Below are 23472 nucleotides of genomic sequence, written 5' to 3' on the forward strand. Positions count from 1 at the left end.
GCCTCACTCCACAAAGCTGTACGGAGGGAGGGGCCCGGTCACGGTCAGGACGAGGTGGGGGTTCTCCTGCCGTATGACGTCGACGGCGTTCACCAGTTCGGCGCTGCGGTCCCGGGCGACCAGGAAGGAGAGATTCGCCAACCAGCCGACGCTCTTGGGTCCCGCGCTCACTTCCTCGGAGAGGTTCCGCAGTGTCGCCCGAACCAGGTCGGCGTCCTGGACCTCGCGTGTCTGGACCGCCTGGGCGACCCGTTCGCCGAGCCGGACCTTGTCCTCGTGCGATCCACCCCCGGTGCGTCGGCCGGCTTCCACGCTCTCCCGTAGCGCCGGGTCATCGGAGAGCACGCGGTACAGAACCGCTTCTTCGTCATGGGTGGCCTTGAGGTTGTACTCGACCATGCCGTCGAGGGCCGCGAGCCGTTCGACGTAGTACTCCTCCTTCTCCGCGAGGACGGACAGAAGTGTCTCGTCGTCCGGGGAGACACCGCCGAACCGCAGGGGGAGGACCGGGCCCGACTCGCCCGCCTGGCGTAGGACGTCCTGGTGGGCGAGCAGATCACGCCGTTTGGGACGTATCTTCTCGGGCGCATCGCTGACCAGGGCTTTGATACGGCCCTGGCTGACGATACGGACGGGGCGAGGCGGATCGCCGATGCCCGCCGCGTTCTCGGGAAGGTCGGGGTGTGCGCTGGCTGCGATGCCGTAGACGTAGACGCTCACTCTGAATCCTCCTTCGGCTTACGGGTCGCGGGGCGCCGGGTGCGCGTGGCGCGGGGCTTGGCATCGGACTCCTCGGTCTCTTCGTCGCGGCCCTGCTGGAAGGAGTCCGCGATGGTCTGCGCCGCGCCGGAGAGGGCACCCTTGGTCTTGCCGCGGGCCCCGGATTCGGTCATTTCACCGAGCAGATCGGGCAGGCCGGGATCCTTGCGGGGGCCTGCCTCCAGGTCGAGGCGGTTGCACGCCTCGGCGAATCGTAGGTAGGTGTCCACACTGGCGACCACGATCCGGATGTCGATCTTGAGGATCTCGATGCCCACCAGGGAGACGCGGATGAACGCGTCGATGACGAGCCCCCGGTCGAGGACGAGTTCCAGGACGTCGTAGAGGCCACTTGAGCCTCCCGATCCCCTTGACTGCTGCTGTGCCGGTACAACGGTCATCGTTGCCAGCCCTTCCTATCGATGTGGTGCGCATGGGGCGATATTCGGGCGGCGGTCCAAACTGCTACCCGGGGTCGGCCCTGCCGCGTTGGTAACGGCGGATGCGCCGGTATCCGTTCAGTTCGTGCTCTTCGTCGAGGGTGACCTCATACGTCGCCAGAAGGCTTGTGGTGGTGGGGACACGGGCCACTTCGAGGACTTCGATCTCCAGGACCCAACCGTTCTCCTGCCGTGTGAACGAGGAGACCGACTCGGCCTGTCGGCCGGTGAGTTCGGCGAGCTGTGCACACGCCCTACGCAGCACCTCCGTCGGTCCCGGTGTGGACGCCCCACCCCGGTCCCGCTCTGACGACGTCTCTTGGGTGTTCTTCGTTGAGTCAGTCATAACGCCTCCCAACTGCGTGTTGCACGTCAGCGCACTTCCAAACCCCGGTCCTCGACAACGGTCTCTGCCGCAGACCCGCAAAGGCCAGCTGAAGCGGCTCAGGAGGGGGTGCGGGAGGGGTACGGATGGAATTGAGTGGGAGGGTCCGCGCAGCGCCGGCGCGGCAGCCCGCGGTGGCCTTCAGCATGCCGTTGGGGGCGGATCGGGCGAGAGTGGGAGAAGGCTCCGCGAACGCCGTCGCCGACATAGCGCGACAGCGGCGCTCGTGGGTCGTCGCACATGTTCTTCGGCGCATGTTCGTGGACGCGATTTCGCTGGGTGTTTCGGTGCTTGTCGGTGAAGGAGTAGCGATGGAGCCGCTGGAGGCGCTGGAGCGCGTCGCCTTCTTGTTGGAGCGCTCGCGCGCCGAGACCTACCGGGTGCGGGCCTTCCGCACGGCCGCGGCTGCGCTGGGCGAGATGTCGGCGGATGAGATCGCCGCCCGCGCGTCGGCGGGTTCGCTGGAACGGGTGAAGGGAGTCGGCCCCAAGACCGCCAAGGTCGTACGGGAGGCGCTCACCGGACAGCTACCGGAGTACCTCCAGCGGCTGGAGGAGGAGGCAACGGTGCCACTGGCCGAGAGCGGGCAGCGGCTGCGAGCACTGCTGCGGGGCGACTGTCATCTGCATTCCAACTGGTCGGACGGTGGCAGCCCGATCGAGGAGATGGGACGCACCGCAATCGCCATCGGGCACGAGTGGGCCGTACTCACCGATCACTCGCCTCGGCTGACGGTTGCCCACGGTCTCTCACCGGAGCGGCTGCGCGAGCAGTTGGGGATCGTGGCGGAACTGAACGCGCGGTGGGCGCCGTTTCGGCTGCTCACCGGTATCGAGTGCGACATCCTGTCGGACGGCTCACTCGACCAGGAGCCGGACCTGCTGGATCAGCTCGACCTGGTGGTGGCCTCGGCCCACTCGGAACTGCGGATGGAGTCGGCGAAGATGACCCGCCGTCTGATCGCCGCCGTATCGAATCCGCTGGTCGATGTGCTCGGCCACTGCACGGGGCGGCTGCTCATCGGACGGGAGCGGAGGGGTGGCGGAAGAACGGGTCGGGACCGACCGCGACCGGAGTCACAGTTCGATGCCCAGCGGGTCTTTGACGCCTGCGCCGCTCATGGCACGGCAGTGGAGATCAACAGCCGACCTGAACGTCTCGACCCTCCGATGCGGCTCCTGCGGCTGGCGGTCGAATCGGGGGTGCACTTCGCCATCGATACGGACGCCCATGCCCCGGGGCAGTTGGACTGGCAGCTCATCGGTTGCGATCGGGCGGAGCGGGCCGGGGTGGCAGCTGAGCTGGTGATCAACACCTGGAGTGCGTCCGACCTCCTGGAGTGGACACATGGGTGAGTGGACCCGGACGGGGTCTCATCCTGGCCGTATGGCTGTCGCGCTCGGGGGTAGACGAGCCGTCATGACGGTCGAGAAGACAAGTGTGCTGGTTCTGGATTGTGCCGAACCCATGGAGTTGGCGGAGTTCTACGCCGCACTGCTCGGTGCGGAGGCGCACATCGGAAGTGACCCCGACTTCGTGGAGATCATCGGTCATCGCGGGGTGCATCTCGCGATCCGCCGGGACTTCGGTTACGCGCCGCCGAGTTGGCCGCGCCCAGAGGACTCACAACAGGCGCACCTGCGGATCCTGGTGGGACGCGGCGACATGGACGAAGCCGAACGGGAGGCCATCGGCCTGGGGGCAAGACCAGTGGATACCAAGGACAACAGTGGACCGCGCGATGTGCGGATCTACTCGGATCCGGCCGGACATTCCTTCTCGCTCGCGGTCTCCCCACTGCCACCTCAGCGGTGAAGCGCACCAACGCCTGGGCGCGCCGGTCCTCGGATGCCGGGTGGGATGTTGGCAACGGCGCCCGGTCGGGACGTGCGGACTGAGTAGCCGTCAGCCGGCGCCCGCGCGGGGCCGGTTGCGAACACACCTGGCTCAGTCGGTGCCGCGCGTCCCTTCGGAGCGGAGCGGTGTCAGGGCGGGTTCACTCCCCCTTGAGCACACCGATCTTGTCAATACGATGCTCCGGGTTGCCGAACTCGTCGCGCCAGAAGTTCCCCGCGGCATCGTCCTCCGGGGTGGCACAGGTCGAGATCGTGATCATCGCTTGGGTGGCCTTCGCACCGGGGTCACCCGGAACTGCCGCGCGCTGTTCGGAGAGTGAGCGTTCGGAGCGGAAGGATGTTTTCCGGGTCTCGGTTATCTCGTACTCATAGGTCCTGCCACCCGCCGTGACGACGACCGTGTCTCCCTCCCGGAGGTCGGGCAGTTGGCGCAGGGGGCCGCCGGCCGAGAGCCGGTGGGCGGTGACCAGGTAGTTGCCTATCTCACCGGGGCCCACACCGCCGTCCTCGCCGTAGGGGCTCGCGGCGACTCCGCGGTTTTGGATGGCGGTGCCCGGTGCGTCATCCGTCGTGCCCTCGTAGGGGACGACACGGAGGTCTTCGACGCCGATCGCCGGGATGGAGAGAACCGCGGTCTCCGTACGGGCGGTGGCCTTGGTCGGCTCGGGAACGGGCTGCCCGACCGGGGAACCCGTCGGGGACGTGGTCACCGGAAGCGGGCTCGCGGTCGGGGAGGTGACCGCGGTGGGGCGGGCACTCGCGGTTGATGTGTCCGCAGCGGACACATCAACTGAGGAACAGCCTGCGAGCAGTGCTATCAGCGCTCCGGTGAGCGCGAGGGGGATTGCTCGGGAAGCAGCCATGGGTGGTCCGCATCGACGGCTGGTGGGGATGGAGCCGCAGTCGCTCGGTGCGGCTGCTGGCCTGGTGCCGGAAGAACGACGCGATACAGCGAGACGTTCCCGGCCAGTATCACGCCCCTGTCACCCTTCCACCATGCCCAAGCAGTGTGGGGTCGGCAACGCGGAGACGGCCCCTTCCCGGAGATAGCGGCCAAGAACCCCCCATCGCCGCTGGTCAGCAGCCCAGGCGCCGCCTTGGGGCGGAGAGAAGCGTCCCATGGAGACGACGAGCAGGCCCGCAGACCAGGGCATACCAGCCCATCGCCACCTATCCCCCAGGTCAGCTCGACTCTCATCAAGTACTCCCCCGGGTCGGCTCGTCTCTCATCGAGCTCGGCGCTGCCCTGTTTCGAGAACGACGCGCCGGGAGCACCTGGCGGCAGCTCGGTTCGATCAGGGACAAGGGCCCACGGGACTGCCGGGCTCGGCACCGGCGCTCTCCGACGCGGCAGCTTCCCTCGCCGGGTCCTCTTCGCTCCGTAAGATCATCGGAAGAGGGCAGCGAGCCAGGAGGTGCAGTCAGTATGGGCGACGCGAAGAAACGGGCCGCGGCGAAGGTTCCCCGTGCGGCGTACGAACGGGAGTTGCTGAGGCTCCAGACCGAGCTGGTCAAGCTTCAGGAGTGGGTACGCGTCGAAGGCGTACGGCTCGTGGTGGTGTTCGAGGGTCGGGATGCGGCGGGCAAGGGCGGCACCATCAAGCGGGTCGCCGAGCATTTGAACCCGCGTGTCGCCAGGACCGTGGCGCTGCCCAAGCCCACCGAGCGAGAACGCGGCCAGTGGTATTTCCAGCGGTACATCGAGCATCTGCCGGCCGCCGGGGAGATCGCCCTGTTCGACCGCAGTTGGTACAACCGGGCGGGCGTCGAGCAGGTGATGGGTTTCTGCACCAAGGAGGAGCACCAGCGCTTTCTCCACCAGTGCCCGATCTTCGAGCGGATGCTGGTGGAGGACGGGATTCTGCTGCGCAAGTACTGGTTCTCTGTGAGCGATGCCGAGCAGGAGCAGCGGTTCCGCCGAAGGCTGGACGATCCGACGCGGCGCTGGAAGCTGTCGCCGATGGATCTGGAGTCCATCACCCGCTGGGAGGCGTACTCCCGGGCCAAGGACGAGATGATGGTGCACACCGACATTCCGGAGGCGCCCTGGTATGTCGTGGAGAGCGACAACAAGCGGCGCGCCCGGCTGAACATGATGGCGCATCTGCTGTCGTCGGTGCCCTATCGAGAGGTACCGCCACCCGTGATCGAGATCCCGGCCCGGCCTCCGTCGACGGGGTACGTTCGTCCGCCGCGCGATCTGCAGACCTATGTGCCCGACCACGCGGCGGGTCTGGCCTCGTAGCACACCGATCTGGCCGTACCCGTTGGGGGATACGGCCAGATACGGCGGTTGGGGCCCTTCAGGCCGACTCGGCAGCCCGCCCTTCCCGGGGTACCGCGCTGAGCTTGCCCGCGCTTGCTCGCTCCGCCATCACTGGTGGGGGATCACCGCGACGGGCGCGATGGCGTGGTGCAAGACCGCGTGAGCGACGGAACCGATGCGACCACCGAAGGGCGCGCGCCGCATCCGCCGGCCGACGACCAGCAGGGACGCACCGCGGGAAGCTGTCACCAGCTGTTCGACGGCCTTGCCGGGCTCCACCTGCTCGATGACCTCGACGGACGGATACTTCGGGCGCCAGGGCTCCAGCACCTCGGCGAGCTTCTCCGTCTCGATCCTGCCGAGTTCGGCGTTGAGCTGCGGGTCCGGGGGCAGCCCATAGGCAAAGTAGGGCGGCAGATTCCAGCTGTGGACAACGCGCAGCGGCACCGCCCGGCGCTGTGCCGCGTCAAAGGCGAACTGGATCAGTGCGTCATCGGGCTCATTGGCGTCCAGGCCGAGGACGATCGGGCCGCGGACATCACCCTGCACCGCGGGGCCCTCCTGGGGCTCCTCGCCCGGCTGCTCCACCGGGGAAACGGCGCGGACGAGGATGACCGGCCCCTCGGTGCGGGAGACCACCGCCTGTCCGACCGACCCCACCAGGAAGCCGGTGAAGCCGCCGAGCCCGCTGGAGCCGAGGACCAGCAACTCCGCGTCCTTGGACAGTTCGGGGAGGACATCGGCGGGGCGCCCGGTGAGCTGCTCCACGGTGATGTCCAGGTCGGGGTGGGCTTTTCGCAGTTCTTCGCCGGCTTCGCGGGGAAGCTGTTCCGCCCAGTGCTGCTCGTTCTCAGCGCTGAGGAACGGCGCCTGAACCAGGGGTACCGACTCCCACACGTTGACCAGCTTCAGCGGAACTCCCCTGAGCTTCGCTTCCTGGGCGGCCCAATCTGCGGCGGCCAGGCTCTCACGGGAACCATCGAGTCCGGCGATGACGGTGCGGGACATGGTGCTTACCTCCAGAAGCGGATGAGATCGTCAGTGATCTCGCTGTCCAGCATGAGCGCCGATACACATAAACGCGAGGGGCCGCAGGTCCCGCGGTAGTGGCCTCAGGTCCTCCGGCCTGGGCCGACCGGCCCTGTCCAAAGGGCCCGGCGATCACTGGCAGGGCCATTGGGGTGGCCGGGCGGCGGGGTTCTGCGCTGGCAGCGGGCGGATGCTTCGCTCTCGTACGGGTGGGGACAGCCGATGCGGCGAGATCTGCGCATCGCCGAGGCGGGACGGGATTGGCGGAACGATCTCCGCTGGGTCGTGCCTTCGAAGTCCCTTCTGCCAGACCCGCTCTCCGGGCGGACGGCGCTCCGGTGAGGGCACTTCCTAGGAGCGGGGCAGCGGGATGCCGCCGTAGTGCTCGGCCGGGTTGAGGTAGGTAAGGCCCTCCAGGGGGTCATCGACGCAGAAGCGGGCCATCAGGTCGGCGAAGTCGGCGATGCGTTCCAGGGGGGCGAGGTGGTCGGTCTCCTTGACGGTGACGAACCGGGAGCCGGGGAGATCGGCGGCGAGGGCTCGGCCCATGGCCGGGGTGGTGAGGGTGTCGTGCTCGCCGGTCACGACCAGGATGGGCAGGACGGGAACCGGCTCGGGTCGGTGCCACTCATGGCGCATGAGTCGGCTGTTGTGCTCGGCGGACTTCGCCAGTTGCTGCTGGTCCTGGCCGGCGATCTGCTGGTAGACCAGTCGGGAGATCGCTGCGTGCCTGCGTACGGTCGCGGCGCCCGGAGGGGACATGAAGTGGTCGGCGAGCTCCCGGGCGATGGGCTGGGTCTCCCCCTGACGGATCATGGTGTCCCAGCGCTGCATGGCGGCGGCGTAGTCGTCGGGGATGGCCGAGGTCATGCCGACCAGCATCAGGCGCCGCAGCAAGTGCGGATAGTGCTGGGCGAAACGAAGCCCGATGGCACCTCCGAAGCAGGCCGCGACCAGATTGATCCGTGACAGACCGAGTTCGTCGAGCAGATGACGCACGGCTGCCGCGAGGAAGTCGATGCCGTAGCCGACGGGGAGGAAGTCGGCCGTACCGTAGCCGGGCAGGTCAACCGTGATCACTTCGCCCACCTCGGCGAGCCGTGCTTCATGGCGCACCCACGAGTTCCGGTCCTGCGAGGATCCGCCGAGGATCAGCACGGGTTCGGTGCTCGGCCGACTGCTGGGGACGGTGCGACAGATGTAGCGGAAGCCGGCGAAGCTCAACTCCCGCTCGCTGACCTCCTCTCCCAGGGCGGTGGGCCAGATAAGGGAGGGCGAGACGCCTTCCAGGGTGGCGGTGCTGTCGATGGCAGGCACAGGGACTCCGTAGGGCTGGATCGGGGAATGTGGTTCGGGTGTCCAACGCCGCCCCGGGGTCGTGGGGTACTGCCTTTCAGGATGCGAAATGGTGTCCGACGCCGTGGTCGCCCTCGCCACCACGGCGTCGGACTCCGCCCTCACACGCTCCCCGATGGACTCGTCAGGGCGGACTGACCGGTTGCGTCCGCTCAAACGCTCCGGCCACGAGGGGTTCGTTTCCCGATGCCCAGTGGATTGCTTCCCGGGCTCTGCGTCACCCGTACGGAGGCATCGGTTCTGTCGGCTGTCCGCGGAGTCGGCACCTCATGGGGTCTCTTCACGCGGCCCCTTCGGACATCGGGACGCCGATGTGGTGCGGGCGGATGAGGACCGCGGCTTCCCGCGGCCGAGGAGGAGGCGCCCGGCACGGACAGAAGAAGGTGCGGTCCCGGGCTGTCCCCCGAAACCGCACCCCTTCTCGCGTGGGCAGCCCGCCGTGCCGCCCAGGTCCTACTTCTTGGGCATGAGCACGGTGTCGATGATGTAGACGGTCGCATTGGCGGTGGGGACATTGCCGCACACGACCTTTGCCGAGTCGTTGACGGTGTACTCGGCGCCCGCGCCCACGGTGGTCACGTTCGACTTCTGGAGCGTGGGGTAGGTCCCGCCCTCCAACTGCTTGGGAGCGAGCTTCTGGCCGACCACGTGGTAGGTGAGGATGTCGGTCAGCGCCTGCTTGTCGGCGAGGACCTTGTCCAGGTCCGCCTTCGGGATCTTGGCGAAGGCGTCATTGGTCGGAGCGAAGACGGTGATGTTCTCCGCGCTGTTCAGGGTGTCCACGAGGCCGGCCTTCTTCACCGCGGTCACCAGCGTGGACAGGGCCGGGTTGTTGGAGGCGGCGGTCGCGACCGGGTCCTTGGACATCCCGTCGAAGGAGCCGGCCCCGTCCTTGGGCACGGAGGCGCAGGCGGAACCGAACGGGCCGTCCGTCGGGGCGGCTTCAGCGGCCGGCGGGGTGGACTTCTCCTCGGCCGGGGCCGAGTTGGCCGACTTGGCGGACTTGTCGGAGCTGTCGTCGCTGCCGCATGCGGTGAGCGTGAGGGGAAGTACGGCAACAGCGGACAGGGCGAGGGCGGTACGACGGAAACGGAACGCGTTCATGAGTTTCTCCTTGAGCATTCGTGTCATTACTCTGAGTAGTGGCTTTGGGGTGTGGCGAACCGATGGGACGGCCGGGGCGGTCACTCGACGATGACCACCACCGAGTGCCATCCGCTGGCACCGTCGGGAACGGTCTTCGCCCGCCTCTGGGTCTGGATCTCGCCGTCACGGTCCATGGCGCGGACCGTGAGGGTGTGACTGCCGGCAGTGGCTTTCCACGGCAGCGACCACTGACGCCAGGTGTCGATGGTGTGCTGTGCCGCCAAGTCGGCCTGCCGCCAGGGGCCGTCATCGATACGGACTTCCACCCGGTCGATGCCACGGCGCTGCGCCCAGGCGACACCGGCAACCATCACGGTGCCGGATTTCGGCCGGGCGAAGGGCTTCGGCGTGTCAATCCGGGACTGGGTCTTGATCGGCGCCCGACGAGCCCAGCCACGCTTCACCCAGTACGGGTCATAGTCGTCGAAGGTGGTGAGCTCTATGTCCTCGATCCATTTGCAGGCCGAGACAAAGCCGTAGAGGCCGGGAACCACCATACGGACGGGGAAGCCGTGGTCCAGCGGCAGAGGTTCACCGTTCATACCCACGGCGAGCAGGGCGTCCCTACCGTCCATGATGTCATCGACCGGGCTCCCCAGTGTCATGCCGTCCACCGAACGGGCCACCAGTTGATCGGCCGGACCGCCCTTCGACGGGGGCTTCACACCGGCTTCGCGCAGTAGGTCCGCGAGCCGCACACCGATCCAACGGGCGTTGCCGACATAGGGTCCACCGACCTCGTTGGAGACACAGGTGAGGGTGATGTCCCGCTCGATCAGCTCGCGATCCAGTAGGTCCTGGAAGGTGAGGCTGAGCGGGCGTCGGACACCCTTGCCGTGCAGACGTAGACGCCAGTCCATGGCGTCCACCTTCGGCACGACCAGCGCCGTGTCGACCCGGTAGAAGTCCTTGTTGGGGGTGGTGAAGGGCTTCATCCCGCGAAGGTGCAACCGGGCTCCGGAGGGGATCGCCGCCGCGGTTGAGGCGGGGGGCGGTAGCCGCACCGCCCCCCGGGAGGCCACAGCGTCCATGCCGTGGCGGCCCGTCAGCGAGCGGCCCAGCGCGCCGACTCCCGCCGAGGCGACGGCGGCCGCCGAAGCGGCCAGCAGGAAACCACGGCGATCCCATCGGGAATCCGATGGGGATTCGCCCGCAGCGGCACGATCGGTCGAGAGCGCTCCGATCAGGAGATAGAGCACCGCCGTCCCGATCACCGCCCCGCAGACAGAGGGCAGGGCGTCGGTCCAGCTCTCGGAATCCGGTCGGCTGAGGGCGGCGACGGAACCAACGGCGCCGAATACCAGTACTCCGGCGGCCCCAACCCTTCGGTGGCGCAGCGCCAACATCCCGAGCGCCAGGGCGAGGAGCACCAGGACACTGACGATGCCCAACTGGAGAACCAACTTGTCGTTGGTACCGAAGGAACGGATCGCCCAGTCCTTCACCGGCGCGGGGGTGAGATCGATGGCCGCACCCCCCACCGCCGTGATCGGGCCGGCTTCCGGACGAACGGCAGCCGCCACCAGTTCCGCCGCGGCCAGCGAGGCGAAGCCGGCCAGCAGGCCACTCACACCTGCCAACGCGCCGCGCGTGATGGCTGTTCGTTTGATCGTCACACCCATCATTCGGAACCGATGGGTCTCCGGATTGGTCGATCCTTCGACTGAGTGGCGATCAGGTTCCGCGTTTACCCGGCCCAGGTCCGTCCGCCGGCGCGGAAGGGAGGTGCTGACCTGGGGTTACTCTGCCCGGAGAAGGGGGAGTCGGGGTCGTCCGCCGCGCGGAAATCCGCTGGGGAAGGGGCGATATCCAGCCGAGCCAGCCCGGTGTCGCGGGTGGGCGATGGCCTCATGGCCGCCGGTGGCGGTGCGGCCCGCGCACCTGTCCATCGAGGGAGCACCCGTCCGAACGCGCCCCGAGGGGTTTACGTCCTGGAGGGGGCGGGCGCCTTGCGGGCCATCGCTCGTGGGGAGGCTGCGGGGCGTCCGTTCGCCGCCGCAGCCTTCTCTCCTTCAGCCATCGAGGATCGATGCTTTTGATGTCACATGACATATCAGTAAATGCCATGAGAAAAGGCGCACTTCTACCGCTGTCTACAGCTCGCTGATGCTCTTTCTCGATCTGTATCGAAGAACCCCAGTGACAAGATCTAAGCGGTGAGGAAGGCCGATCCGGCCGTCCACACCACCCGTCTACGCCTACGCCTCTGGCGAGTCTTGTTCCGGGCCATGAGGAGTGGGTTTCGCCACCCGTGTGTGCTCGCCGCCGGTTTCAGTAACCGGGCGGGTGGAAGCGCCCACCCGGCTCGACACCGGCTTGCGCGAGGACGAAGTCCCGGGACTGGTCGACCAGTCCGACCACCTTCCGCTCATCGACACCGACGAGCTTGCCGTCCGCCTTCACCCGCCGACCGGCCACCCAGACGGAATCCACCAGACCGGGATGGCCTGCCAACACCACCGCACCGGCCGCGTTGTTCATCGGTGCCATCTCGATGCCGTCCCCCCTGATCAGTACGAGGTCGGCGTCCTTCCCCGGGGTCAGGGAGCCGATCTTGTGGTCCAGTCGTAGTGCCTTCGCTCCGTTGAGGGTGGCGAACGCAATCGCGTCACTGGTGTTCAGTGGGAGCTGCTCCTCCAGGACCCCGCCCCGGCGGGCGGCGTCGGCATGGGCGAAAGCACGTTCCACCAGCAACACCGTACGCATCACCTGGAAGAGGTGACCGCTGTTGCAGGTGGCGATGTCGATACCCAGCGAGGGTGACATCCCGACGTCGAGCAGCCGTCGGGTGGCAGGCCAACCGTGCCCCATCTGCATCTCGATCTCGGGGGTCATCGCGGCCGAGCAGCCGGAGTCGGCCATGATCTGGAATTCATCGTCCGCGAGAGAGTTGCAGTGGGCGCAGACCACATCGGGCCCGAGCAGACCGTTCTCGGCGAGCCAGGCGACGGGACGGTTTCGCCCCCATGCTCCGTCACCGACATGTACGGAGATCAGCACCCCGAGTTCTCGGGCGAGCGCCCAGTCGTCAAGGGTGACACCGGGGGTCGCGTACTGAGGTCCGCGCAGGGCCATACCCATCTGGACAAGCTGGTCGTCTGAGGAGAAGTGCTGCGATCGTACGCGCCGGGCGTCCGCGGCGTTGGTCGGCAGATCGCTCACCGGAAGCCACTCGTCATTGGCGTTTCCGTAACACATGACGAACCGGCCGTGGGTCTCCTTGAGGGCCTCGATCGCCGCGTCCGCGTGCTCGGGGGTGTTCATGTTGTGGGACCAGTCGAGGACGGTCGTCACCCCGGCGTTGAGCGCTTCATACGCTCCGGCCAGATTGCCGGCGTACACGTCCTCTGCGCGGAAGTGCCCGCCGAGTTGAACCCGGACACCGGCGAAGTACTGGCTGAGCGTCCAGTCGGCCGCGATGTTCCGCAGCACGGTCTGCCAGAGATGGCGGTGGGTGTCGACCATTCCGGGCATCACGATGGACCCGCGACCGTCCACCACCTGAGCTCCGTCGACGGGCAGGCCGTGCCCGACGGCGGCGATCTTTGTGCCCTCGATCAGCAGGTCGGCGCCGTCGAGATTCCCGATTCCCGGGTCGACGCTGATGATGCTGGCGTTCTGGATGAGAGTCCGGTTCACCACGTGCTCCTCTGTCGTGCCCTGATCCGCCGTCGTGGGCGTGGGGCCGCTGTGGCGCGCCTCACTGCCCCGGCGAGCGTACGAACGCACTGGACAGCATGTCAAGGATGAATGAACAGCATCAGGAGATTTTGGACAGTCCCCTTTACGTGACCCCCTCACCCCTCGATTGAGAAACGCACTTCTACCAGCAGAGATAGGCACATGATCCCGATCGGAAGCCAGCGGACAGCGATCCCGACGAGCAGCTACCGTGACCAATGAACCGCATACGTACAGTCACACTGCACAGCATTCGTACCGCCTAGACTGACATCCGTGACTGATACGACCGCGCATCCGGCCCCAGACTCCCGCACCACGGCGCTCGGCACCCGGCTCAGGGCCGTACGTCAGGAACGCGGCGAGTCGGTGCGTGGGCTCGCGAGGAAACTCGGCTGCTCGGCGAGCCTGCTGTCGCAGATCGAGTTGGGTAAGACCGCTCCATCGGTCGGCGTCCTCTACAGCCTCGCCAATGAACTCGATGTCTCCATCGACTTCCTGCTGAGGCCGGAGGCCGACGCACCCTCCGCGGGGGATTTCACCGCGGGTCAGGGCCAGCGCACCCACCCGGCCGGGACCAGGGCCAAGGGAAGGCCTCCCGGTTCCATCACCGCCATGGCGTCCGAGGGCTTCCGCTCACTGCGGCAACTCCCTCCCTCCTACCAGGCCCAGATCCAGCGGGCGGACAGCCGCCGGGCCATCGACTTCGGCAACGGAGTCCGATGGGAACGCCTCACCACCACATCGAACGCGCAGGTGGATTTTCTGGAGATCGTGTACGAACCGGGCGGATCGTCGACGGAGGACGATCACTCGGCCGGACATGAGGGCTTTGAGTACGGCGTGGTGACCGCGGGTGCGTTGACGATCCGAACCGGGAACGAGGAGTACGTCCTTGGGCCGGGTGACTCCATCGCCTTCAACTCGGTCACCCCGCATGTCTTCCGCAACGCGGGCACGACGACGGCACGGGCCATCTGGTTTGTGGTGCATGGCGACCGTCCCCTTTGACGCCCTTCAGTACCGGTGGTTCTGACGCCCTTCCGCAGCGGTCCTTCAGTGCCGGTGACCGCCTGATCACCCTGCACGCCGCGACGCCTGCGATGGTCGACGGGCCGGCCGCCCACCCGCCGTCGCAGCGGAGTGCCGGGGAAGATTCCGGGGAGCGCTGTCGATTCGGCCGTCTCCTGTTCGACGCAGGGGTGAGAGCGGGAACCACCCCGCCTCCGGCCGCTGAGTCACTCGGCGATCCAGCAGCCGCATGACGAAGAACCAGGAGAACACCGTGCCCAAGCTGCGCGTACACCACCTCACCCTCTCGGTGGACGGCTATGCCGCTGGCCCGCGTCAGCGCCTGGAGGCGCCCTTCGGCGACGGAATCGACGGCTTGCACGACTGGATGTTCGCCGCGATGCGGGACCGGGCCAACGGCAGGACCGGAGTCGATGTCGATCGCCTCGATCTCGGCGAGGAGAACATCGGCGCCACCATCATGGGGCGCAATATGTTCGGGCCAGTGCGTGGACCGTGGCAGGACGAGACCTGGACGGGCTGGTGGGGCGACACCCCGCCCTACCGCCACCCCGTGTTCGTCCACACCCACCATCAGCGGGCAGCCCTCTCGATGGAGGGCGGGACCACCTTCCACTTCACCGACGAGCCCATCGAGACCGTGCTGCAGCGCGCATTCGAAGCGGCCGCCGGCAAGGACGTACGGATCGGCGGCGGCCCGGCCACCATCCGGCAGTATCTCCGTGCCGGGCTGGTGGATCAGCTTCACCTGGTGATCGCCCCGATCCTGGTCGGACGGGGGGAGCGCCTCTTCGACGGCATGGGCGACGCTCTCGACGGCTACCGGGTGGTGGAGCAGATCAGCTCCGCAGCCGCCACTCATATCAGCCTGGCCCGCCGCTGATCAGACTCGCACTCCGAGATCGAGGTCGTCAGCGCGGCCCGACTCCGCCTCGTGGCAGCGGGGTCGCCATGCCCACAACGGACCCCGGGTATCCCCGGAGCGGGCTCCGGACAACGACGCCACCACCGCGGAGCACACTGCGATCCCTTCCCATGAGGCCGTTCACAGGGGAGCAAGGCTCGGCGCTGGATCATCCTCGCTCATGGGCCTGGTCAGCGGTTCGACAACGCCTGCGCGATGGCGACGGCGGGCGGGGCCAGCCCGGTCCGGCCGTCAGCGATGTCCCACAGCGAGTTCTGCAACAGCCGTCCGAGTGTCCACCCGGTCGCCCGTGGGCGCTCCAGACCGAGGGCCTCGGTCAGCAGGTCGAAGCGGCGCCGCACCACGCGCAGCGTGTCGCCCTTCGCAACCACGTCGTCCCATCTGCTGTCCAGTGCGGGCCAGAAGTCGAAGCCAGGATCTCCCGCCAGCGGCTCGGGATCGATGGCGAGCCATGGCTCGCGCTCCGCGGCGAGAACATTGTCGTAGTGCAGATCCCAATGCAGCATCCGGTCGCCGGGTTCGCCCATCAACTCGGCCACTGCCGACGCCCAACCGCGTAGTCGTTGCTGGTCGACGGGGTCGGCCAGAGCGGTGACCGCCTGTGGAACCTGTGCCAGCATTTCCGCGGCGATACCACCGAGGCGCCGCAGGCCCTGCGGCGCGGGGACGGAGACCAGCCGGCTCAAAAGCTCGGCGAGGACGCCCATCGCCATGTCGTCGTTCTGCATCGACGCCAGCGTTCGGGCACCGTCGAGCCGTTCCAGGAGCATGGTGCTGGTCTCGGGGTCGTGGTCGAGCAACCGCACCATGCCCATCCCGTTCCAGGTGCGCAGTCCGATGAGTGCGGCAGTGGTCTCCTCCCTGGGCAGTTGGAGTCTGAGGACCGCGCGCACACCGTCAGCGCGCAGTACCGGCAGCACCAGCGAGGCCTGTCCGGCGCTGGCTGACCCGTCCCGGGTCAGTTCCCAACGGTCGAGGAGGTCCTCGGCGAGAGCCGGCAGAGCGGCGATCCAGGCTCGCCCTTCCTCACCGAAGCCGCTGGCGTACGACGACGCCAGAGACTGCGGAACCTCGACGGCGTGCGACCTACCCATATCGGCTGTCCTTCCAGGGGGAGTTGAGTTCATCCGGCAAGCTACCGGAGTGCCGGGGCGGGCCTGTTCACCCACTGGCTCGCCGAAGCTGACGCCGACCTCCCTGGTGAGCGCACGGATACACGGCGGACGGTGGCCGTCCCCGTGGGCTCCGCGTTCACCGCCGCCGACTCCGTACACAACAGGTCCTCGCAGTCGACCGGGTAGCGGCACACGTCCGCGGCGGTGGTGTCAACGCTTGGTCGTCGGCGACCAGCGGCTTGGTGGTCATCCGGGCTCCCTGGTCGGGACGGGCAGGGTCGCCCGCACGGACCAGCCGACGCCGGGCCGGGGCCCGACGCACAGCGAACCACCGAGTGTCTGGACGCGTTCACGCATGCCGATCAGACCGTACCCACTCCGGTGCTGGGGGCGGGCGGAGTCCGGCGGGGCGTCGTCCACGACCTCGACGGTGACACCGTCCGGGGCGCGGTCGACGGTGACCTCGATGGAGCGGGCGTGCTGCGCGTGCCGTAGGACGTTCGTCAGTGCCTCCTGGACGATGCGGTACACGGTGCTGGTCACCTCCGGTGGCCATTGCGTGTCGTCGTCGGGCATGCTCAGCCGCACCTTCGGGCCCTGGCTGCTGAAGCGCTCGACGAGCGTGCTCAACCCTTCGGGGCCGGGCGAAGCGGGAGGCGCGTCGGCGCTGTCGCGCAACAGCCCTACGACGCGGCGCATCGCGGCCATGGCCTCGGAGCCTGCGGTCTCGATCTCGGTCAGTGAGTCCAACACCCTCTCCGGGTTCCGTCGCGCGACGATCTGGGCGGCCTGCGACTGGATCAGCATTCCCGTGATGTGGTGGGCCACGATGTCGTGCAGTTCCCGGGCGAGTTCCAGCCGTTCGGCCCGGCGCACCCGGTCGGCGGCGGCCTCCGCCCGGTCATCGAGCATGCGCAGCGACAGCCCGACCCCGAGGGCGGCCAGCCAGGCCACTGCGGCGATGGCCGCCACGGCCGATGTCGGCCGGGCGGCGAACTGGGCCGCGATCACCAGCAGCCCGCCGCCCGCGATGGCCCCGGCCCGCACCGGCGGCAGCACCCTGACCGCGGATGCGATGAGCACCGCCAGGCCCAGTGCCAGGGAGGGTCCGAGTCCAGCGGGAAGCCGGGTGCCGGGAAGCAGCGGGGCAAGGACCGAGAGCGCGGCGACGGCAAGGCCCGTGGCCGCCGTCCAGGTCCGCTCGCGATGGCGCAGCAGCGCGAGGGCGCACACCACCGCGGTGGCGGCGGCGCCGGGCACCCAGAACGCGGCTCCCCAGGTCTGTGCGACCGCGAAGGACTGGAAAGCGATCGCCGCGAGGAAGGTGGTACCGAGCCCGACGGTGGAGATGCCTCTGGCCCATCGGTCCGGAATGATCACATTGATCAGGCTACCGAAACCCCACCCGCGATCCGCGGCGTTCGGCGGGCCCTTGCGCGGGGTGCCGGTCGACTCCTCGGCCCTGACGGCGGACTCGGCGGCGCTCACCGAGTCCACCAGGTCTCGGAACGCACTACGATCTCGGCGGTTCGGTCCAGGGCCCCCGCGGTACGCGGGTGTTGGTGTGCCGGTCGCGGTCGAGGCCGCGCAGTACCGGCCCGATCACCAGGGCGGCGATCATCCCCATCGTGGCCAGGGTCGTCACACCGCTCAATCCGTCGAACCAGATGACTCCGGTCACCACGACACCGCCCGTGGCGATCTGGGCGGCCGCCCCCGTCGGCAGCGTCCTGATCGCGGAGCCGACGAGTACCGACAGGGCCAGCGCCGTCATGGGCGCGGGCTCCTGCGGCAGGTCATCCCCGGCGATCAGGGACACCACGACCGCACCGAAGGTCACCACCAGGCCCGCGAACGCGAGCAGCGTCTTCTGCCGCTCGCGCATCAGCGCGAGGCCGCCCACGATGACCGAGACGGCGGAACCGAACATCCAGGAGGTGCCGCCCCAGCTGGTCATGAAGGCAACGGCCGTGAAGACGGTCCCGATGGCGAACACAACGCCGAGTCCCGTACTGGGCATCCTGCCGGCCGGGCCTGCCGACCGATCTCCTCTGTCCATGCCGCTCAGGCTAGAAAGCCCCAACGCGCGTCGGGTACCGGCCGAAAGTACGGAACAGCGCGGAGGGAACCGTGCCGTGGACTGATGCCGGGCACGCCGGGGAATTCCAGGATGTCGGCATGGCACCTACAGAATCCCCTCCGACGCTCCACGCGGAGGGCTTGACCAAGAGATACGGCCGCCGCGGCAGACTGGCCCTGAGCGATGTGAACCTCGCCGTCCCCTCCGGTCGCGTCATCGGCTTGGTCGGTCCGAACGGGGCCGGCAAGTCGACCCTGCTGCACCTGGCCTGCGGGCTGACCGAGCCGACTTCGGGCTCCCTGACCGTGCTCGGGTCACCTCCGGCTGCGAACGCCTCGCATCTGGCCCGGGTGGGGTTCGTCGCGCAGAACACGCCGGTGTACGGCTCCTTCACCGTCGCCGAACACCTCAAGCTCGGCGCGACGATGAACCCGGCGTGGGACCGGTCCCTGGCCGAGCGGCGCATCAGCCAGGTGGGGCTGAACCCCACCCAGAGGGCGGGGCAGCTCTCCGGTGGCCAGCGAGCGCAGCTGGCTCTGACCATCGCGGCGGCGAAGCGGCCCGAGTTGTTGATCTTCGACGAACCGGCGGCGGCTCTGGACCCACTGGCCCGCAGGGGATTCCTGCACAGCCTCGGGGAGTTCGTACGGGAGCTCGGCGCCAGCGCGGTGTTCTCCTCCCACCTGCTCGGCGATATCGAGCAGGTCTGCGACTACCTCATCGTGCTGTGCGACTCGCGGATACAACTCGCCGGCGACACCCGGGACCTCCTGGCCGGGCATGCCCGACTCATCTCGCCTCGGGGCGAGTCCGGCTGGATGCCCACCGGGTTCGAGGTGATCTCGACGGATCACAGTGGCGCCATCGTCCGCGGGGGCACCGCGCCCGAGGCCCTGCCCTGTCGGGTCGAGCCCGTCACGCTTGAGGAGCTGGTCCTCGGCTACATGGCCCGGGCGGCTGCCGTCCCCACCGCCCCCGCGACGGCCGCGGTCCGGAGGGCGCAGCGATGATGTGGTTGAACTGGCGGCAGTTCCGCATCCAGGCGCTGGTCGCCGTCGGCGCGCTGGTCGTTGCCGCCGCGTATACGGCGTACCTCGGTGGGGACATCCGCGACGCCTACGACGCCCGCCAGGCCGCCTGTCGGGACCAGGCCGACTGTGCCCAGGCCACGAGCCAGTTCCGCAGCGCCTACCAGAACACCCTGCTGTTCCTGGCGACCGGACTCGCCCTGATCCCCGCCGTCATCGGCACCTTCTGGGGCGCTCCGCTGATCGCCCGGGAGCTGGAGAACGGCACCCACCGGCTGGTGTGGAACCAGAGCGTCACCCGCTCGCGCTGGCTCCTCACCAAGGTCCTGCTCGTCGGGCTGGCCGCCATGGCCCTCACGGGTGCGGCCGCTGCCCTGCTCACCTGGGCGGCCCGCCCCTTCGACGAGGTCGTCAAGGAGGAGTTCAGCACCTTCGTCTTCGGCGCGCGCGATGTCGCGCCGATCGGCTACGCCGCGCTGGCCGTCACCCTCGGCACCGTGGCCGGGCTGCTGCTGCGCCGGACGCTGCCCTCGATGGCCGTGACGCTCGTTGTCTTCCTCGCCTTCCAGTTCTTCTTCCCCAACGTGGTGCGGCCCAGCCTCATACCACCGGACAGGGCCACGTTGCCGATGTCGGTCGAAGCCATCAACGGGGCACAGAATCTGGGCAGCATCGGCGGTGGCTCCGTCATCGGCGGGGTGAAGATGCCCCACGAACCCGACGCGTGGATCGCCCAGACCAGCCCGCTGCGCACCAAGGACGGCAAGACCCTCGACGGTGCCGAGTTCAACTCCTGCCTGGACAGCCCGCCCAAGACCGGCAGGGGAGGCACATTCGGTGACACCGCGGTGTGTCTGGCCAAGCATGACCTCCATATCGACGTCCGCTACCACCCCAGCAGCCGCTACTGGGCGTTCCAATGGCTGGAGACCGGGATCTACCTGGCGCTCAGCGGGGTGCTCACCGCGTTCGCGGTGTGGCGGATCCGGCGCCGGGTGAGCTGACCCCGGTCGCAACCCGCGTTCCTCCCGGTCAGGCTCTGTCACCCGACGTGCTCTGCCCGGACTGGAGAACGAGACCCGCCCCAGGTGCCAGCGTCTCGGGAGCACTGGTCTCGGTCGCCGGCACCTGGCTGCAATCCCCCGAAGAGTTCGAAGTGGTGTTCGAGTTCGGACGCGTAGCGCTGCTCCACCTCAGCGGAGCGCCGCTACGGCCGCCGCGTCGCTCGGCGATATGGAGTGGCTCCCCGATACTGAAGGTGTCACCGAGAATGCCGAACGTCAGGCCGGATAACCGGTGACGCCCGGTCGGACACCTCGGTAGGAACCAGCATCAGCACCACCGGAAACCGCATGACCACCGCCGTCGAACTCCAACGGCCATGACCGACGTACCTACCCGATGACCAGTCAGAACCTCGTACGGGGGCCGACTGGAAACGCTCCTAGGAGGAACCGTTGAGGATGCTCATCAACGCCCCCGAGACCGTCGTCGCCGACGCGCTGCGCGGGATGGCCGCCGCGCACCCCGAACTCAACGTGGATGTCGAGAACCGGGTCATCGTTCGGCGGGACGCCCCGGTGGCGGGACAGGTGGGACTGGTATCCGGAGGCGGATCGGGGCACGAGCCACTGCACGGCGGGTTCGTCGGCCCGGGGATGCTCTCGGCGGCCTGCCCCGGCGAGGTCTTCACCAGTCCGGTTCCGGACCAGATGCTCCGGGCCGCCACCGCGGTGGACGGCGGGGCGGGGGTCCTGTTCATCGTCAAGAACTACACGGGCGATGTCCTCAACTTCGACATGGCTGCCGAGCTCGCCGAGGACGAAGGCATCCGGCTGGCGAAGGTGCTGGTCAACGATGACGTGGCCGTGATCGACAGTCTGTTCACCGCTGGCCGTCGTGGCACCGGGGCAACACTGTTCGTGGAGAAGATCGCCGGAGCGGCGGCTGAGGCGGGTGCGCCACTGGACCGGGTTGAGGCCATCGCTCGGCAGGTGAACGAGAACTCCCGCAGCTTCGGAGTCGCCCTGAGCTCGGTCACCACACCGGCGAAGGGCACCCCCACCTTTGATCTCCCGAGCGGCGAGCTGGAACTGGGCATCGGCATCCATGGGGAGCCCGGACGGGAGCGGCGTTCGACGATGACCTCCCGGGAGATCGCGGACTTCGCCGTGGACGCGGTGTTGGAGGACCGCCCGCCCACCGGCCCCGTACTGGTCCTGGTGAACGGCATGGGCGCCACTCCCCTACTGGAGCTCTACGGCTTCAACGCCGAGGTGCAGCGGGTGCTGACGCAACGGGGGGTCACCGTCGCTCGTACCCTCGTCGGAAACTATGTGACCTCGCTCGACATGGCGGGCTGCTCGGTGACCATCTGCCAGGCCGACGAGGAGCTGTTGCGGTGGTGGGACGCACCCGTACAGACCCCGGGGCTGCGCTGGGGCCGCTGAAGCACTCGTGACCGACTCACTCACAGGGAGTTCAGTTGCTCGACGCAGAATTCTTCCGCCGCTGGCTGCTGCTGTCCGCCGACCTCATCGACCGGGACGCGGCACACCTCACGGAGCTCGACTCGGCGATCGGCGATGCCGACCACGGCAGCAATCTCCAGCGGGGTTTCACCGCGGTGCGCACAGCGCTGGAGCAGGAGTCGCCCGCGACTCCGGGAGCGGTGCTGATGCTGGCAGGCCGGCGGCTGATCTCCACGGTTGGTGGTGCGTCCGGCCCGCTCTACGGGACGTTGCTGCGACGTACGGGGAAAGAGCTCGGCGAATCGACCGAAGTCAGCCCAGGGGAGCTCGGCGAAGCACTTCGCGCGGGAGTGGCGGCGGTCGCCCAACTAGGTGGTGCGAAGGCCGGCGACAAGACCATGCTGGATTCACTCGAACCTGCGGTCGCGGCCCTCGATGACTCGTCCGCTTCCTTCGGTGCGGCTCGCGAGGCCGCGGCCAAGGGAACGCTGGCGACCGTGCCCCTGGTCGCCCGCAAGGGCAGGGCCAGCTACTTGGGTGAGCGCAGCGCTGGGCACGAGGACCCCGGAGCGGCTTCATCCGCACTGATCATCGCGGCACTCGCTGACACCTCGGAGGCAACCAAGTGAGTGGGGAACAGCAGGTGGGGATCGTTCTTGTCTCCCATAGCGCGGAGCTGGCCACGGCCGTGGCCGCACTGGCGCGGGGCCTCGCGGGACGGGGGGTGACGGTCCCCATCGCCGCCGCTGGCGGCACGCCGGACGGGGGGCTCGGCACCAGTTCCGAGTTGATCACTCAGGCCGCTGCCTCAGTGGACCAGGGCGTCGGAGTGGCCGTACTGGTCGATCTGGGCAGCGCCGTCCTCACGGTGAAGTCGCTGCTCGCCGAGGGGGATGAACTGCCCGAGGGAACCCGGCTGGTGGATGCCCCCTTTGTGGAGGGGGCGGTTGCCGCGGTGGTGACCGCCTCGGCGGGCGGCGATCTGGACGCGGTGGAGGCGGCGGCCTCGGAGGCGTACGGCTACCGCAAGCAGTAGGGGCGTCGACGCCGGATGGCCCCACTTGAGTGGCGGGGTGGCGACCGCGCTCCTAGCGTCGGTCTCGCTATGGTGCGTTTCCTACTCCTGGAGATTTGACCATGTCCGCCACCATACGGGTCACGTCCCTCGCCCTCATCTGCGCCGCCGCGCTGAGCATCGCGGCTCCCTCCGCACTCGCCGCATCGGTGCCGGGGCCGGATGCCGGAACAAGTACGGGGAGCCCGTCGAACCCGGAATCCGTGTCGGTCTCGGACGCCGTCTCAGATGCCGTCTCAGATGCCGTCTCGAACGATGACGTCTCGAACGATGACGTCTCGAACGATGACGTCTCGAACGATGACGTCTCGAACGACTCAGCCGGTGTCACCTCATTCGGATTCACCGTCACGCCCGAGAACATCGCGCCGGGAGGGACGGTGACGCTCCATGCCAGCGCGTGCGAGTCCCCGATCGTCACGGCCAGCTCGGGCGTGTTCGACGATGTGACGTTGAGCGAGGGGCTGCCCGCCACGGCGAAGGTGTTCGCGGACGCCGAACCGGGCGCGGAGTATGACGTGGTCTTTGACTGCGAGGGTGAGCGTGGCACCGCCACCCTCGCCATCGGTACCGGTACCGGTGCCGGACGCCCGAGCCCCGGTACCGACAGCGGCTCCCACACCGGTACGGGAGGACACTCCGATATCGGCACTGACGGCACTCGCACCCCGACGCCGCCCAGCAAGCCGGGGAGCGGTGTGAGGGCGGGTGCGGGCGGCAGTCTGGCGGGGCTGAGTCCGGCCCAGATCGCCGTTGGCTCACTCCTTGTGGCGGGTGCGGTCGGCGGCGGGCTGGTGCTGCTGCGTCGCACCGGGAACGGCGTCTGAG

23 protein-coding genes are annotated in these 23472 nt (G+C 68.3%); 11 read left to right on the forward strand and 12 right to left on the reverse strand.

Annotation, left to right across the window (positions count from 1 at the left end; all coding sequences use genetic code 11):
• Positions 1-3: 3 nt before the first annotated feature.
• From NBG84_RS20530 to NBG84_RS20540, 3 genes are all read right to left on the reverse strand, one after another.
• Positions 4-720, reverse strand: a complete 717-nt coding sequence (locus tag NBG84_RS20530) for a GvpL/GvpF family gas vesicle protein (protein WP_250920989.1) — start codon at positions 718-720, stop codon at positions 4-6.
• On the reverse strand, positions 717-1160 hold the full coding sequence (locus NBG84_RS20535) for a gas vesicle structural protein GvpA (RefSeq protein ID WP_250920990.1): 444 nt from the start codon (positions 1158-1160) through the stop codon (positions 717-719). Before NBG84_RS20535 ends, NBG84_RS20530 begins: the two co-directional genes overlap by 4 nt.
• Before the next feature lie 64 nt (positions 1161-1224).
• Complete coding sequence (locus tag NBG84_RS20540; RefSeq protein ID WP_250920991.1) at positions 1225-1545, reverse strand: gas vesicle protein GvpO; 321 nt, start codon at positions 1543-1545, stop codon at positions 1225-1227.
• 350 nt (positions 1546-1895) lie between these two features.
• On the opposite strand from NBG84_RS20540, the gene NBG84_RS20545 reads away from it, so the two are divergent.
• Both NBG84_RS20545 and NBG84_RS20550 read left to right on the forward strand, forming a co-directional pair.
• The gene (locus NBG84_RS20545; protein ID WP_250920992.1) at positions 1896-2939 is read left to right on the forward strand and encodes a PHP domain-containing protein; all 1044 of its coding nucleotides are present in this window, start codon (positions 1896-1898) and stop codon (positions 2937-2939) included.
• A gap of 64 nt (positions 2940-3003) precedes the next feature.
• Complete coding sequence (locus NBG84_RS20550) at positions 3004-3399, forward strand: VOC family protein (protein ID WP_250921101.1); 396 nt, start codon at positions 3004-3006, stop codon at positions 3397-3399.
• Between the two features lie 181 nt (positions 3400-3580).
• On the opposite strand, the gene NBG84_RS20555 is transcribed toward NBG84_RS20550, so the two are convergent.
• Complete coding sequence (locus NBG84_RS20555) at positions 3581-4303, reverse strand: class E sortase (RefSeq protein WP_250920993.1); 723 nt, start codon at positions 4301-4303, stop codon at positions 3581-3583.
• 563 nt (positions 4304-4866) lie between these two features.
• Here NBG84_RS20555 and ppk2 point away from each other — a divergent pair.
• Positions 4867-5685 (forward strand): polyphosphate kinase 2, encoded by an 819-nt coding sequence (gene ppk2 / locus NBG84_RS20560; protein ID WP_250920994.1) that lies wholly within the window; start codon positions 4867-4869, stop codon positions 5683-5685.
• Between the two features lie 129 nt (positions 5686-5814).
• On the opposite strand, the gene NBG84_RS20565 is transcribed toward ppk2, so the two are convergent.
• The 5 genes from NBG84_RS20565 to NBG84_RS20585 form a co-directional block, all read right to left on the reverse strand.
• A complete protein-coding gene (locus NBG84_RS20565) occupies positions 5815-6714 on the reverse strand; it encodes a universal stress protein (RefSeq protein WP_250920995.1) in 900 nt (299 codons plus the stop codon).
• 372 nt (positions 6715-7086) lie between these two features.
• Positions 7087-8052, reverse strand: a complete 966-nt coding sequence (locus NBG84_RS20570; protein ID WP_250920996.1) for an alpha/beta fold hydrolase — start codon at positions 8050-8052, stop codon at positions 7087-7089.
• Positions 8053-8544: 492 nt separating this feature from the next.
• Positions 8545-9195, reverse strand: coding sequence for a fasciclin domain-containing protein (locus NBG84_RS20575; protein WP_250920997.1), 651 nt, complete (start codon positions 9193-9195; stop codon positions 8545-8547).
• An 80-nt stretch (positions 9196-9275) separates the two neighbouring features.
• Positions 9276-10862, reverse strand: coding sequence for a molybdopterin-dependent oxidoreductase (locus tag NBG84_RS20580; RefSeq protein WP_250920998.1), 1587 nt, complete (start codon positions 10860-10862; stop codon positions 9276-9278).
• Between the two features lie 646 nt (positions 10863-11508).
• Positions 11509-12876 (reverse strand): amidohydrolase family protein, encoded by a 1368-nt coding sequence (locus NBG84_RS20585; protein ID WP_250920999.1) that lies wholly within the window; start codon positions 12874-12876, stop codon positions 11509-11511.
• A gap of 318 nt (positions 12877-13194) precedes the next feature.
• Between NBG84_RS20585 and NBG84_RS20590 the strand changes: the two genes are divergently transcribed.
• Both NBG84_RS20590 and NBG84_RS20595 read left to right on the forward strand, forming a co-directional pair.
• The gene (locus NBG84_RS20590; RefSeq protein ID WP_250921000.1) at positions 13195-13929 is read left to right on the forward strand and encodes a helix-turn-helix domain-containing protein; all 735 of its coding nucleotides are present in this window, start codon (positions 13195-13197) and stop codon (positions 13927-13929) included.
• Between the two features lie 250 nt (positions 13930-14179).
• Positions 14180-14833, forward strand: a complete 654-nt coding sequence (locus NBG84_RS20595; protein WP_250921001.1) for a dihydrofolate reductase family protein — start codon at positions 14180-14182, stop codon at positions 14831-14833.
• Positions 14834-15045: 212 nt separating this feature from the next.
• On the opposite strand, the gene NBG84_RS20600 is transcribed toward NBG84_RS20595, so the two are convergent.
• From NBG84_RS20600 to NBG84_RS20610, 3 genes are all read right to left on the reverse strand, one after another.
• Positions 15046-15969, reverse strand: coding sequence for an aminoglycoside phosphotransferase family protein (locus NBG84_RS20600; RefSeq protein WP_250921002.1), 924 nt, complete (start codon positions 15967-15969; stop codon positions 15046-15048).
• A 267-nt stretch (positions 15970-16236) separates the two neighbouring features.
• Entirely contained in the window at positions 16237-17478 is a 1242-nt protein-coding gene (locus NBG84_RS41170) for a sensor histidine kinase (RefSeq protein WP_250921003.1), read from the reverse strand.
• A 25-nt stretch (positions 17479-17503) separates the two neighbouring features.
• Complete coding sequence (locus tag NBG84_RS20610; protein ID WP_250921004.1) at positions 17504-18049, reverse strand: metal transporter; 546 nt, start codon at positions 18047-18049, stop codon at positions 17504-17506.
• Between the two features lie 119 nt (positions 18050-18168).
• Between NBG84_RS20610 and NBG84_RS20615 the strand changes: the two genes are divergently transcribed.
• The 6 genes from NBG84_RS20615 to NBG84_RS20640 all read left to right on the forward strand — a co-directional run bounded on the left by NBG84_RS20615 (position 18169) and on the right by NBG84_RS20640 (position 23471).
• Positions 18169-19080: an ABC transporter ATP-binding protein gene (locus tag NBG84_RS20615; RefSeq protein ID WP_250921005.1), complete on the forward strand. Its 912-nt coding sequence runs from the start codon at positions 18169-18171 to the stop codon at positions 19078-19080.
• Positions 19077-20102, forward strand: coding sequence for an ABC transporter permease subunit (locus NBG84_RS20620; protein WP_250921006.1), 1026 nt, complete (start codon positions 19077-19079; stop codon positions 20100-20102). Before NBG84_RS20615 ends, NBG84_RS20620 begins: the two co-directional genes overlap by 4 nt.
• Before the next feature lie 453 nt (positions 20103-20555).
• A complete protein-coding gene (dhaK, locus tag NBG84_RS20625) occupies positions 20556-21548 on the forward strand; it encodes a dihydroxyacetone kinase subunit DhaK (RefSeq protein WP_250921007.1) in 993 nt (330 codons plus the stop codon).
• A 35-nt stretch (positions 21549-21583) separates the two neighbouring features.
• Positions 21584-22198, forward strand: coding sequence for a dihydroxyacetone kinase subunit DhaL (dhaL, locus tag NBG84_RS20630; RefSeq protein WP_250921008.1), 615 nt, complete (start codon positions 21584-21586; stop codon positions 22196-22198).
• Positions 22195-22605, forward strand: coding sequence for a dihydroxyacetone kinase phosphoryl donor subunit DhaM (gene dhaM / locus NBG84_RS20635; protein ID WP_250921009.1), 411 nt, complete (start codon positions 22195-22197; stop codon positions 22603-22605). The genes dhaL and dhaM overlap by 4 nt, the downstream gene beginning before the upstream one ends.
• 101 nt (positions 22606-22706) lie before the next feature.
• On the forward strand, positions 22707-23471 hold the full coding sequence (locus tag NBG84_RS20640) for a hypothetical protein (protein ID WP_250921010.1): 765 nt from the start codon (positions 22707-22709) through the stop codon (positions 23469-23471).
• Position 23472: the final 1 nt, after the last annotated feature.

The sequence above is a fragment of the Streptomyces albipurpureus genome, from assembly GCF_023701525.1.
Classification (GTDB): domain Bacteria; phylum Actinomycetota; class Actinomycetes; order Streptomycetales; family Streptomycetaceae; genus Streptomyces; species Streptomyces albipurpureus.

Coding starts and splice junctions, on each gene's coding strand:
- NBG84_RS20535 (WP_250920990.1), bottom strand. CDS start 1,160: ATGACCGTTGTACCGGCACAGCAGCAGTCAAGGGGATCGGGAGGCTCA.
- NBG84_RS20540 (WP_250920991.1), bottom strand. CDS start 1,545: ATGACTGACTCAACGAAGAACACCCAAGAGACGTCGTCAGAGCGGGAC.
- NBG84_RS20545 (WP_250920992.1), top strand. CDS start 1,896: ATGGAGCCGCTGGAGGCGCTGGAGCGCGTCGCCTTCTTGTTGGAGCGC.
- NBG84_RS20550 (WP_250921101.1), top strand. CDS start 3,004: ATGACGGTCGAGAAGACAAGTGTGCTGGTTCTGGATTGTGCCGAACCC.
- NBG84_RS20555 (WP_250920993.1), bottom strand. CDS start 4,303: ATGGCTGCTTCCCGAGCAATCCCCCTCGCGCTCACCGGAGCGCTGATA.
- ppk2 (WP_250920994.1), top strand. CDS start 4,867: ATGGGCGACGCGAAGAAACGGGCCGCGGCGAAGGTTCCCCGTGCGGCG.
- NBG84_RS20565 (WP_250920995.1), bottom strand. CDS start 6,714: ATGTCCCGCACCGTCATCGCCGGACTCGATGGTTCCCGTGAGAGCCTG.
- NBG84_RS20575 (WP_250920997.1), bottom strand. CDS start 9,195: ATGAACGCGTTCCGTTTCCGTCGTACCGCCCTCGCCCTGTCCGCTGTT.
- NBG84_RS20580 (WP_250920998.1), bottom strand. CDS start 10,862: ATGATGGGTGTGACGATCAAACGAACAGCCATCACGCGCGGCGCGTTG.
- NBG84_RS20595 (WP_250921001.1), top strand. CDS start 14,180: ATGACGAAGAACCAGGAGAACACCGTGCCCAAGCTGCGCGTACACCAC.
- NBG84_RS20600 (WP_250921002.1), bottom strand. CDS start 15,969: ATGGGTAGGTCGCACGCCGTCGAGGTTCCGCAGTCTCTGGCGTCGTCG.
- NBG84_RS20610 (WP_250921004.1), bottom strand. CDS start 18,049: ATGGACAGAGGAGATCGGTCGGCAGGCCCGGCCGGCAGGATGCCCAGT.
- NBG84_RS20615 (WP_250921005.1), top strand. CDS start 18,169: ATGGCACCTACAGAATCCCCTCCGACGCTCCACGCGGAGGGCTTGACC.
- NBG84_RS20620 (WP_250921006.1), top strand. CDS start 19,077: ATGATGTGGTTGAACTGGCGGCAGTTCCGCATCCAGGCGCTGGTCGCC.
- NBG84_RS20640 (WP_250921010.1), top strand. CDS start 22,707: ATGTCCGCCACCATACGGGTCACGTCCCTCGCCCTCATCTGCGCCGCC.